At 65.7% G+C, this 12,451-nt stretch carries 8 protein-coding genes; all 8 read left to right on the top strand.

All coding sequences use genetic code 11. From position 1 onward, the window contains the following. Positions 1 to 9 precede the first annotated feature (9 nt). The 8 genes from STHE_RS05715 to STHE_RS17835 all read left to right on the top strand — a co-directional run bounded on the left by STHE_RS05715 (position 10) and on the right by STHE_RS17835 (position 11,990). Positions 10 to 1,569, top strand: a complete 1,560-nt coding sequence (locus STHE_RS05715; protein ID WP_012871622.1) for an O-antigen ligase family protein — start codon at positions 10 to 12, stop codon at positions 1,567 to 1,569. A gap of 6 nt (positions 1,570 to 1,575) precedes the next feature. Further along, positions 1,576 to 3,030: a flippase gene (locus STHE_RS05710; protein ID WP_012871621.1), complete on the top strand. Its 1,455-nt coding sequence runs from the start codon at positions 1,576 to 1,578 to the stop codon at positions 3,028 to 3,030. A 50-nt stretch (positions 3,031 to 3,080) separates the two neighbouring features. Next, positions 3,081 to 4,211, top strand: a complete 1,131-nt coding sequence (locus tag STHE_RS05705; RefSeq protein WP_052295265.1) for a glycosyltransferase family 4 protein — start codon at positions 3,081 to 3,083, stop codon at positions 4,209 to 4,211. Then, the gene (locus tag STHE_RS05700; RefSeq protein WP_012871619.1) at positions 4,193 to 5,338 is read left to right on the top strand and encodes a hypothetical protein; all 1,146 of its coding nucleotides are present in this window, start codon (positions 4,193 to 4,195) and stop codon (positions 5,336 to 5,338) included. Before STHE_RS05705 ends, STHE_RS05700 begins: the two co-directional genes overlap by 19 nt. 6 nt (positions 5,339 to 5,344) lie before the next feature. Continuing rightward, complete coding sequence (locus STHE_RS05695) at positions 5,345 to 6,574, top strand: glycosyltransferase family 4 protein (RefSeq protein ID WP_041398862.1); 1,230 nt, start codon at positions 5,345 to 5,347, stop codon at positions 6,572 to 6,574. A 186-nt stretch (positions 6,575 to 6,760) separates the two neighbouring features. After that, positions 6,761 to 8,077 carry a UDP-glucose dehydrogenase family protein gene (locus STHE_RS05690; RefSeq protein WP_012871617.1) on the top strand — a complete coding sequence of 439 codons (1,317 nt, stop codon included), beginning with the start codon at positions 6,761 to 6,763 and terminating at the stop codon, positions 8,075 to 8,077. Between the two features lie 129 nt (positions 8,078 to 8,206). After that, a complete protein-coding gene (locus tag STHE_RS05685; protein ID WP_012871616.1) occupies positions 8,207 to 9,067 on the top strand; it encodes a heparin lyase I family protein in 861 nt (286 codons plus the stop codon). A 259-nt stretch (positions 9,068 to 9,326) separates the two neighbouring features. Further along, a complete protein-coding gene (locus tag STHE_RS17835) occupies positions 9,327 to 11,990 on the top strand; it encodes a glycosyltransferase (protein WP_012871615.1) in 2,664 nt (887 codons plus the stop codon). Positions 11,991 to 12,451 lie beyond the last annotated feature (461 nt).

The raw sequence follows: 12,451 nt of genomic DNA, 5'->3' as shown, positions 1-12,451 counted from the left end.
AGCATGAGCGTGGCGAGTTGGAACCTCGTCCAACCGAGGTGGATCACCGAAGTGAGCCAGGGCGGTATCGGCCGTCTGGTCACGTCCTGGCCTGCGCAGTTAGTCCTCGCGGCCGCCGTCGGGCTCGCGCTCGGCGGCGCCGCGATCGTCGTGACCGGGTCGAACAGCCGGTTCGCCCCGCTGCTGCTCGCCGCGCTCCTGGCTCCCTTCGTCGCAGCGGTTGTGGGACGCGTGCGCTACATCCTCCTCATTCTCACGATCGTGACGATCCCGATCGGCCCCGACATCTACCTGGGTTACCGGGAAGAGATCGGCATGCTGGGCGGGATCGGCGGGTGGAACATCTCGCTGGGGACCGCTGCGCTGGGAGGGTTGTACGCACTCTGGATTGGAGCCGCGCTCACCGGCGTTGCGCGCGCTCCGCGCCTGGTGCTCCGCCAGGCGCTCCCGGTCTTCCTGTATTTCCTCCTGAACGTGGTGTCGATCCTCTTCGCGCCGGACGTCACCGCGGCCCTGTTCGAGACCTTCTGGCTCGTCCAGATCGTGGCGCTGTTCCTGTACGTCGCGAGCACCGTGGAGACGCGCCGGGATGTCTACGTCATCATCGCTGCAATGATGGTCGCGCTCGCGCTCGAGAGCATCATCATGATCGGGGTCGCCGCGACGGGGGTCACCTTCGAGGTCGCGGGTATCTCGACCCGGGTAACCACCACCAGCGTCTACGCCGGGGGGTTCACCCGCGCCGCCGGCACCCTCGGCTCACCCAACGCCGCGGGCTCGTACCTCGCCTTCCTCGTCGCACCGGCGCTCGCGCTCACGATCTGTCGCCTGCCAAGACGCCTGCGCTGGCTCGGCGGTGCTGCCTTCCCATTGGGCACGATCGCCCTCATCCTGACGCTCTCGCGGGGCAGCTTCTTATCGGCAGGCATCGCGCTGATGGTGCTCGTCGCGATCGGGTTGCACCGCCGATGGTTCGCGGCCTCGACCATCGTCGCGATGGCCGCGGTCGGGACGGTGGCAGCCGTCATCTTTGGGCCGACACTGGTCGCGCGCCTGTTTGGAGAAGACCATGGCGCAGCGGAAGCGCGCATCCCGCTGATGCAGATCGCGTTCCGTGTAATCGGCGACCATCCGCTCGGCGTGGGACTGAACAACTTCACGGCCGTGCTGCCGGCGTATGTCGGACCTGAATTCTCAACGCACTTCATCTACAGCATCCACAACTACTACCTGACCATCTGGGCCGAGATCGGCCCGGTGGGCCTGCTGGCCTTCCTCTGGATCGTGTTCGCCGCGGTGCGCCGCGCATGGCACTGCGCAAACACGCTCGGTCCCGACCTCGCGCCGTTCGCCGTGGCCGTGTTCGGATCCCTGCTGGGGGAAGCGGTGCACATGTTCGTCGATGTCTACAAGAGCTGGGCACAACTTGACTCCCTGTTCCTGATCGCTGGGCTCCTCATCGCCCTGACCAGGTTCAGCCGCGCCGACCTGGTTCGGCGGTCGGCGAGCCACTGGGTGCGCCTGCCTGCGTTTATCCCCAACTACCGCACTACTGGGGTAGGGGGGTAGCCGCCGATGTCCAACACCTTCTCGATCAGCCTGCGCACGATAGCCCGCAACGCCGCCTCCGTTCTCGCCAGCGACGTGGTCACCCGAGCGTCGACCTTCGTGCTCTACGCACTGGTCACGCGGCACCTAGGTCTGTTCCGCTTCGGTCAGCTCTCGCTGGCCCTGACTGTCGTCTATACGGCGCAGATCTTTGCCACTGCCGGGCTGAAGACTCTTATCATCCGCGAGGCGGCCAAGGATCGATCGAAGACCGGCCAGTACCTGGTCAACGGCATCGCGATCGTCACCGGGGCGACGCTCATCTCGCTCGTGCTGCTTCTCGGCTTCGTTCGGATCATGGGCTACGGAGCCGACACCGCGCGGGTGATCCTGCTGTTGGCGCTCATTCTCCTCCCGTACACGATTTCCACGATCTGCGAGGCCCTCTTCCAGGCGGTCGAGCAGATGCACTTCATCGCCTACGTCAACATCCCGCTGAACCTCGCGAAGGCGGGCGGCGCGTTCGTCCTGCTGCGAGAGGGTGGCGGGATCTACACGGTCGTCGGGCTGCTGCTGCTCACCCAGGGAGTGATTGCCGCGTTCGAGCTGGCACTTGTTGTCTCGCGCGTCACCCGGCCGGCGTTGCGGATCGATCTCGGTTTTATCCACCGTGCCCTGCGCCAGACGGCGCCCTTCCTCGCGATCGATGTCCTCATCTCCCTCTGGGGCACGATCACGATCGTCCTGCTGTCGTCGTTCCGGAGCGAATCCGACGTCGGGCTGCTCAGCGCGTCGTCGCAGCTCCTCACACCGGTTGTCCTGCTCTACCAGAGTGTGGTGCTAAGCCTGTTCCCCGTGATGTGCCGCCGCTACGAAGCGGGTTTCGAGAGTCTGAAGCGGCTGTCCGAGCGCGTCACCGAGCTGCTGCTGGTGATCGGTCTGCCCATCGTGGTGGGGTTGTCATTTCTGGCCGAGCGCATCCTGGTGCTGGTCTACGGCGGGCAGGACTTCGCCCTGGGCGCCATCGTGCTCCGCATCGTCGTCTGGGAAGTCTTCCTCCGCGCCTACACGACCGCCCTTGGGCAGACACTGCTCGCCGGGGACCGAGAGCGGATCACGCTGAGCATCGTGGCTATCAACACGATGGCCAATCTGGTTGTGGGAGTGATCCTCATCAGCCAGTTTGGACTGATCGGCGCCGCGCTCACGATCGTGGCAACCCGAGGTATCGGCGTTGTGCAGCACTACATCCAGGTTTCCCGCATCGCCGGTTCGGTCAACCTGCTCGCGCCCATGCGCACCCCCGCGCTCGCCAGCCTGTGCATGGGGGTGTTCCTGGTCGTCTTCGGGCACCACAACATCGTGGTCACCATCGCAACTGCGGCGCTGGTGTACGCGGCTGCTCTCGGTGTTCTGACGGTGTGGTCCGCTGGCGGCGTGCGGCACGTCCGCACCCATTATCGCTACCTGTGGTCGGAATGACTCGCGAACCGCGGCATGAAACAGCGCCGCTGGGAAAGGGCACGACACGCATGCGAGTGACCTTGGCTTCCTACATCTCCGCGGAGTACTGCATTCGGCTGGCCAGTGCGTTGGCGCAGGAGGCCGAGGTACAGCTCATCCTACCGAGCGAGATCTCCGAGCCACATCTCTCCCTGGTGAGCCCGAACGTCCGCTTCATCCCCTTCGACAAGCCACGGATGCGGCAGCCGTTCCGGCAGCTCCTCTCGTTGCGCCATCTGCTTCGTGAGATCCATGACTTCCGCCCGGACGTGGTGCACCTGCAGCAGGGGCACCTGTGGTTCAACCTGGCCCTTCCCCTCCTACGGCGCTACCCGCTCGTGCTCACCGTCCACGACGTGCGCCACCACCCGGGGGATCGGTCCTCCCAGAAGACGCCGCAGGTGATTTTCGACTACGGGTTCCGCCGTGCGACCCGCGTCATCGCTCATTGCGAGCGCATGAAGCAGCAGCTCGTGGAGGAGTGCGGCGTGCCCGGTTCGCGCATCGACGTGATCCAGCGGGTGCTTGTAGGTCACGATGAGATCAAGGACGCGGTGTCAGCAGACACGAAGCGCATCCTCTTCTTCGGGCGGATTTGGGCGTACAAGGGGCTGGACTACCTGATCCGCGCTGAGCCTCTGATTACAGCCAGGGTCCCGGACGCACGGATCGTCATCGCCGGCGAGGGTGAGGACTTCACCCGCTACCGGCAGATGATGCAGAACCCAGACCACTTCGAAGTCCACAACCGTTACGTGTCGCACGAGCAACGGGCCGCATTGTTCGCCGAGGCGAGCGTGGTCGTCCTTCCGTACGTGGAGGCCTCCCAGAGCGGTGTCGCGCCGCTCGCCTACATGGCCGGCAAGCCAGTCGTGGCCACCGACGTCGGCTGCCTCCCCGCTCTCGTCGAGGACGGCCGCACCGGCTATCTCGTCCCCCCACGCGACGAGCACGCCCTGGCCGATGCCGTCGTCCGCCTGCTCACCGATGCCCAGCTACGCCACCGAATGGGGCAGGCCGGGCGCCGAAAGCTGGAGACCGAGTGTCACCCGGACGTCATCGCCAAGCAGACGCGCGCCGTCTACGACCGCGCGCTCGCTGATACCTCCACTCGGTCGCCCCGCGGGAAGGAGGTCAGACCGTGGATCACTACGCTGTAGCCGCCGACAAGCTCTATCGCTATCTGGTGACCCACCACGGCGACGGAGGAGCGCTCGTCGGTCCCGATCCCGGGATCCGCTTCAACTACCGCGTCGGCCGTTTCATCAAGGGGTATCTGGGCTTCGTGCCCTGGAACGACCAGTTGTACTACCTGCAAGGGCAGGCCTACTGGATCCTGGCCAACTGGGTCCTGCACGAACGCACGGGCGACAAGTCCCACGCCCAGATGGCCGTCGACTGCGCCGACCAGATCCTGGCACGCCAGCGACCCGATGGTGCCTGGGACTATCCCAACCCGGAGTGGGCCGGGCGAGTGGCGACCGTCGAGGGGACGTGGGCAAGCATCGGGCTCATCGAGACATACCGTCGGACGGGTAAGCAGCACCTGCTCGACGGGGCGCTCCGGTGGCACTCATACCTCCACCGGGAGATCGGCTTCCAGCGCATTGGCGACGAGGTGGCCGTCAACTACTTCGCGCGCCGGAAGGACGCGCGGGTCCCGAACAACAGCACGCTTTACCTCTACCTGCTCGGCGCGCTGTGGGCCACGACAGAGGATCGGCGCTACCTCGATGAAACACCTGGGTTGGTCACCTTCCTTGAACGGGCACAGCTCTCTACCGGCGAGCTCCCCTACTCCGTGGACGGCGTCGCAGGCACTCGAGGGCGCACGCACTTCCAGTGCTACCAGTACAACGCGTTCGAGTGCCTGGACCTGATCCAGTACCACACGCTCACCGGGGACGATCGCGTCTTGCCGATCATCCGCCAGGTACTGCGGTTCCTGAGCGCCGGTATTCGGCCCGACGGGCACGCGGCCTATGCCTGCAACAGCGTCCAGCGCCGCGTCAGCTACCACACCGGGCCGCTTGCCGCCGCTTTTACCGAGGCCCAGCGCGTCGGGATCTACGAGTACACCGACCTGGCACGCCGGGCTTACGCGTATCTCGTCAGTCTGCAGCGCCCCGACGGAGGGTTCATCCACTCCCAGCGCGACTACGGCGTGCTGCGGGATGTGCGCTCGTATCCACGCTACCTGGCGATGATTCTGTACCACCTGCTCATCGCCGAGGCACTCACCGAGGACACCACGGGGAAGGAGGCAGCGTACGACACCGTACGCTGAACGACTATGCGCGTTGCCGTCATCGCCTCGATGAAGCGAGGACTCGAACACTTCGTCTATCGAGAGCTCACGTCGCTGGAGAAGCGGGGTATGTCGATCAGTCTCTACCCCACGAAGCAAGCGACTGGGCTCTACAACCCGAAGCCCGAGTGGGACGTTCACCGCTGGCGCCCGCTGGGGGTGCTGGCAGCGCAGCCACGCAGCTTTGTGCGCGCGCCGGGGATCTACCTACGCCTGCTGCGCGAAGCGGCCGCCATGGGCGCAATTGTCGACTTCATGCTGGCCTGGTATTTCGCCCGGACCATGGCTGATGCCTCGGTGATCTACGCCACCTTTGGCGATCACAAGCTCTTCGTTGGCTACTTCTGCAAGCGGATCATCGGACTCCCGCTGGTCGTCACGATCCATGCCTACGAGCTGTATCAGAACCCGAACCCTCGATTGTTCCGCCGCGCCCTCGCGGCGTGCGACCAGATCATCACCGTGACCGAGTACAACCGAGAGATCCTCGCGGAACGCTACGGCGTCGACCCCGGGCGGGTCGCCGTCGTGCGCATCACGGTGGATACCGAGCGCTACCGGCCGGCGGACAAGTTCGTCATCCTCATCGTGGCCTATTTCGTGGAGAAGAAGGGACACGATGTCCTCTTCGAAGCCGTGCGCCGGCTGGGCCGCGACGACATCGAGGTCTGGGTGGTGGGCGATGTCGGCCCGGGAGAGCCGGTGGTCGACGCCCGAGCGTTAGCCGCACGACGTGGCGTGGAGTCCCAGGTGGTCTTCTTCGGCGCGCTCGGTGGACAGGCGCTCGAAGCCCTCTACCGGGCTTGCGACGTCTTCTGCCTGCCCAGCCACCACGACAGCCTGGGCGGCGCCGAAGGCTTTCCGACGGCCATCGCCGAGGCCATGGCTTTCGGCAAGCCGGTCATCAGTACCCGGCACGTCGAGATCCCGCGCATCCTCGACGAGATCCTCGTCGATGAAAAAGACCCCGAAGGACTCGCGCTCGCCATCGACTACCTGTACCGCTCGCCGGAGGAGCGGGCACGTCTGGGGGCGAAGAACCGGCGGATCGCCGAGGAGCGCTTCTCGCTCCGCAACACCGACCAGACGGCGGCGATCCTCTCCGGGCTCGCGGCCGGCGCTGGCCGCGACACGCTCACCCTTGCCGCGTCCGCAGCGACAGCCGGCACCGGGCAGCAATACGCCGTCCCGGGAACGCGCGAGCACGGTGAATAGTGAGGAGAGTCATGGGCGGAACACCAGCACGTGTTAGCAGACCAAGATCCCCTGCGCTGGGCATTGGGGAGCGTCGAACTGTGGCACCGTGGGCTGAGCGATGACGCCCCGGCACCTCCGGACACCGTACCGGCCTGACGATGCAGTCACGCGTCATTCAACCACGCGTCTAAGAAGGAGGACCCCATGAAGATCAGTGTGTTCGGCCTTGGCTACGTCGGCTGTGTCTCCGCCGCGTGCCTGGCGAACGACGGACACCAGGTTGTCGGGGTCGACGTCAATCCTCAGAAGGTCGAGACGGTCGGAGCGGGCCGATCCCCAATCGTCGAGCCCGGCCTGGATGAGCTGGTCGCGGAGGGCGTTCGCGCCGGGAGACTCGTGACGACCACGAGCGCTCGCGATGCGGTGGCCGCGAGCGACGTCAGCTTGATCTGCGTCGGCACGCCCAGCAATGGCAACGGAAGCCTGAACCTGAAGTACGTCGAAAACGTGTGCCGGGAGATCGGCGACGCGCTCCGCGATAAGCACGGATACCACGTCGTGGTGATGCGCAGCACCGTGCTGCCGGGGACCTGCGCCCTGCGTTTGATCCCCCTGATTGAGGAGTATTCGGGCAGGGATGTAGGCGATGGCTTCGGCGTCGCGATGAACCCCGAGTTCCTGCGCGAGGGGAGCGCCATCAAGGACTACTACCATCCCAGCCAGATCGTCATCGGCGAGGTGGACGAGCGGAGCGGCGACATTACCGAGGCCCTCTACGCAGGGATCGACGCCCAGCGCGTGCGTACCACCATCGAAACGGCCGAGATGGTCAAGTACGCCAGCAACGCCTTCCACGCCACGAAGGTGGCATTCGCTAACGAGATCGGGCGCGTATGTAAGGCACACGGCGTGGACGGACGCGAGGTAATGGACATCCTCTGCCAGGACCGGCAGCTCAACATCTCGCCAGCCTACCTCAAGCCCGGGTTCGCGTTCGGGGGCTCGTGCCTGCCGAAGGATCTGCGCGCCCTGCTGTACCGTGCCAAGGAGCACGACATCGACCTCCCGCTCCTGCGAGGGGCGCTCCAGAGCAACCAGGAGCAGATCCAAAAGGGAATCGAGATGGTAGAGCGTACCGGGCGGAAGCGGGTCGGCGTTGTCGGCCTCACCTTCAAGGCTGGCACCGACGACGTGCGCGAGAGCCCGGTCGTGCCGTTCGTGGAGACGCTGTCCGGCCGTGGTTATCTGGTCCGGGTCTACGACGAGATCGTCGATCTCACGCGCCTGGTGGGCGCCAACCGCTCGTACCTCGAGCAGGAGCTGCCGCACATCGCCTCGATGCTACGGCCGTCTTTGGAGGAGATGGTGGAGGAAGTGGATGTCGTGGTCGTCGCCAGCACGGGGCCGGCGGCGCAGCGGACTCCCGCGTTGTTGCGGGACGATCAGATCCTGATCGACCTTGCTGGCGGAGTTCGTGGCGCCCAGCTTGCTGTTAGTCGGTACGAAGGTATCGCCTGGTAGTCGTCAGAGCTGCGGCCGGGGGCAGCTCCACCCCGGCCAGGTGTCTGTCGTGGACGGCCGTGGAGGAGATGGAGCCGCCCGCCAGTGCTCCCGGCGTGCGCTCGAGTACAGCAAGAGAAGCAAGGCGATATGGACATCAGGAGGCTACTCTCGATCGTCATGATCGTGCTCGTCGCGGTCGCTGCTGGCGTGATCGGCGTGCTCGTTGCTGATCAGGTACGCGGACCGACCGTGCCCGAGCCCACCCCGGTGCCTACGGAAGCACCCACCAGTACGCCGCTCCCTGGACCCAGTGCCGTCCCGCCACCGCAACTCGTCTGGGCGGCAGATCTCGAGTCCGGTGACCTCTCATCCTGGGAGGCGGATGGCTGCGGTGGGGAGTTCAACACCGGCAATGGGGAGGCTCGGGTGACCGATGCCGTGGCGCATAGCGGCCGCTATTCGGTCGAGTTGTCGGTCGCCACCGACAACGGCACCGACAATGCAACGCGACTGATGCGCTGGTGCGAGCCGTCAGAGCACGACGCGGCCTATTTCAGCGCCTGGTACTACTTCCCGCAGCATGTCGATGTCTCGGCAGGTTGGTGGAACATCTTCCAGTTCAAGTCCCGAAATGAAACCGCGAACGACCCGTGGTGGATCCTCAACGTCGGGAACCGCGAAGACGGCACGATGTACGTCTACCTCCGCGACTGGATCCACGAGGTGTCGTATGACCAGTACGTCAAGGACCTGCCCGTGGGGCAGTGGGTTCACTTCGAGGTCTTCTTGCGACGGGCGCAGGATCCGACCGGGGAGATCATGGTCTGGCAAGACGGCACCCTCTTGTTCCACATCACGAACGTCCAGACGAACTATGACAGTGGGCGGGTCTCGTGGGGTGTCAACAGCTACTCCAGCGGCCTCAATCCGAGCCCGACGGTCATCTACATCGACGATGTCGTCATGAGCACCACACCGGTCGGCCATGGGACGTCCGCTGGCAGTTGATGGCGACGGCTCCGGACCGACACCGGTACACCCAGGGGCGCCGACCGCGCGAACCACGGCGCTGCCCCAACTGCTCCCATGCACGGGGCAGAGGGGTTGTCGCCAGCGTGATGTGACGCCAGCCGTCGACGCCCGCTCTTGGCACCCATCCGGACCGCCATCGAACCCGGATCGCGCCGATCGCGGGCTCTGATCCGACACCGGTATTTCTGGCACGAGGGACGTGGCCGGGACCGGTTCGACAACGAGAGGTGGAGCGGTGGTAGGACGTCGGAATCGCCTGCGAACGATGATGCTCCTCGCCGGGCTGGTCGCAGGGGCCGCGGCCCTCACCAAGCTGCGGACGCGGCAGAAGAGCCAGACCGGACCGGACGACGCCGCGGGAGCGAAACTCCGCAGGCGCGTGCTGATGCTGCTGGAGAATGCCCGCTTCGAGGACGATCCCCGCGTCCAGAACGAAGCACGAGCTCTCACCGAGGCCGGGTACGAGGTCACGGTAATCTGCCCGGGCGAGTGGGGCGACCCGCGCCACGCCGTGCTGAATAACGTGCGCCTCTACCGCTATCCCGCGCCACCCGAGGGGAGTGGCACGATCGGATACCTCATCGAGTACGCCTACTCCCTCGCGGCGATAGCGGTCCTTTCGCTCTATGTCCGTCTCCGTCACGGGTTCGACATCGTCCATGCCCACAATCCCCCCGACGTCCTCGCCTTGATCGCGGCCGTTTACCGTCCGTTTGGAGCACGCGTGATCTTCGACCACCATGACCTGGCCCCGGAGATGTATCTCGCCCGGTTCGGGGATGCAGGCAGCTCCTGGCTCTACCGCGCGCAGACGCTCGCAGAGGTCCTTGCCTGCCGGCTGGCCCACCACGTTATCGCCAGCAACGAGTCGTACAAGCGGCGCGAGATGGAGCTCAGCAGGATCCCCGCCGATCGCATCACGGTTGTCCGGAACGGCCCCGACCCGGAGCAGTGGGAACCGGTGGCGGCCGACCCGGATCTTCGCGCTCGCTCCAGCGCGATCATCGGCTACGCAGGGGTCATCGGGCAGCAAGACGGTGTCGACTACCTCCTCCGGGCCCTCCACCACCTCGTGCACACCCTCGGTCGGCGCGAGGCATTCTGCGTCATCATCGGCGAAGGTGACGCGCGGCTCGACCTGATGCGGCTCGCCAGCGAGCTGGGTCTCGACGACCATGTGTGGTTCACCGGCTGGGTCCCGCACGAGGACTTCGTCCGCTACCTTTCCACCATCGACATCGGCGTCGTTCCCGACCCGTCCAACCCGTTCACCGACCGGTCTACCATGCTCAAACTGATGAACTACATGGCCTTCGCCAAGCCGGTCGTAGCGTTCGACCTGCCCGAGCATCGTGCTTCGGGTGCGGATGTCCCCATCTACGTTCCCCCGAACGACGAGGCCGCGTTCGCGGCGGCGATCGCTTCCTTGATCGACGATCCCGAACGGCGCGCCGCGCTCGGTGCCCGCGGGCGCGAGCGCGTGGAGCGGCACCTGGCCTGGCGCTACTCCGTCCGTCCCCTCCTGAACGCGTACGAGCGCGTCGCCCGAGACGCGCTGCGCGGAACGGTGCCGCGCTCCGAGGACGGGTCGGGATTCGACGCCAGAGCCCGCCGCGCGCTCACCGTCCCCCGGATGATGCAGCTCCACTACTACGCCATCCGGGCGGTTTCACTCGGCTCACGGTATGGCTTGGGGACCGCTCGGGCCGAACGCCGACTGCTCGACTGCGTCCGCCTGCTCAGCCGGTACAACGGCCGGCTCACCTTCGCCACTCCCGGTCGGGTGGTAGCCAGCAAGCCCGAGTTCTTCCGCAGGATCCAGGACTTGGGGGCCGAGCTGGCGGTCCACGGTTACGACCACGTCGACTTCCGGAAGCTGGAACCGGACGAGGCAGCAGCACAATACCGCCAGGCGGTTCAGGCCTTCGAGGAGGCCGGGCTCACTGTCGATGGCTTCCGCTGCCCTTATCTCAGCTTCAGCGCGGAACAACACGCGGCGCTCCCCAACGGCGCTTTCCGGTACAGCAGCAACCGCGCACTCTGGTGGGATGTCATCCCTTCCGCCCGATTGGACGACGCCACACCGGTGATGACGCGTCTCCTCGGCTCGTACTGCCCGGAGCCGGCTAACCGCAAACTCGCCCTGCCGTGGCTGGACGACGGGCTGCTCGAGATCCCGGTTTCGCTGCCGGAGGATCTCCAGCTCTACGACGGCCTCAGGCTCGCCCCCGATGCCGTCGCCGAGGTCTGGGTAGCCATCCTGAGGAAGATCCATTCCCGAGGTGAGCTGTTCGTCCTCATGTTCCACCCCGAGCTGTTCGACCGCTCCGCATCAGCGCTCGAAGCCGTCCTTCGGGAAGCGACCGCGCTTACGCCGAGCGTCTGGATCACCGACTTGCGCTCGATCAGCCGGTGGTGGCGCGAGAAGGCCGCCTTCAGGGCGGACCTGCGCGAGGACAGCGACGGACTGGAGATCCGGTTCGACACCACGGACCGGGCCGCGGTCCTGGTCCGCGACCTGGACGTCCCTGGAGCAGGCCGCCCTTGGTTCGGCAGGTACCGCCTCCTCGAGAGTCGCTCGCTGCGACTACCGGCGGAGCTGCGGCCGCTCATCGGCGTTGCCCCTGAGGCACCCAGCAGCGCAGTGGCCTTGCTGCGCGACCTGGGCTACATCGTCGACGACTCGCCCGCGGCGATTCGCTGCAGCGTGTACCTCGACGAAGCGACCTTCGCAGGGCTGCAAAGCGAGGTGGAGCTGGTGGAGCAAGTCGAGTCAACCAAGGCGCCACTGGTCAGGTTCGGGATCTGGCCAGGCGCTGCCAGGTGTGCCCTGAGCATTACCGGAGATGCCGACGCGTTGAGCTTGGGTGATTATCTCGCGCGTGTCGTCAGAAAATAGCCGTCACGCGCCCATTTGCGCGACTTCTTTCCTCCGAAGGGGCGACATGGGCGAGTAAACGGCTGGAATCGCGGCTGCGCACTGCGTTGACAAGTGAAAAGCGTCATGCTAACTTGTGGCTGGTCAGCGGCTCAGTCGTAACTGTTGGGGGACAACGCAGTACGATGACGCTGCTGACATAGAGGGGATGCCGTACCGAGTAGTCGAGATGGTTAGGGGACCCCAGCTCGACGCCGAGGGACGGCACAGCGCGGGCGACAACGGTGTTGCCCCTCCGAGGCAAACCGCTGTTGCTCGGCGCTCTGAGTAGCCTCACGGAGCGGAAGGAGGTGCCCGGCACGCAGCTAGCGCGAATGCGCCGTTGTCGTGCCGGCAGGAGCGCTCATTGGGACGCACTAACGGGGAAGGGAAGCCTGGAGGCCATCGTAGCTCCGGCCTCGAGGTAGGGCATTGATGTAGCC

This window comes from Sphaerobacter thermophilus DSM 20745, from assembly GCF_000024985.1.
Lineage (GTDB): Bacteria > Chloroflexota > Chloroflexia > Thermomicrobiales > Thermomicrobiaceae > Sphaerobacter > Sphaerobacter thermophilus.
The sequence above is the reverse complement of the archived record's forward strand: the minus strand, read 5'-3'. Positions and strand labels throughout refer to the sequence as shown.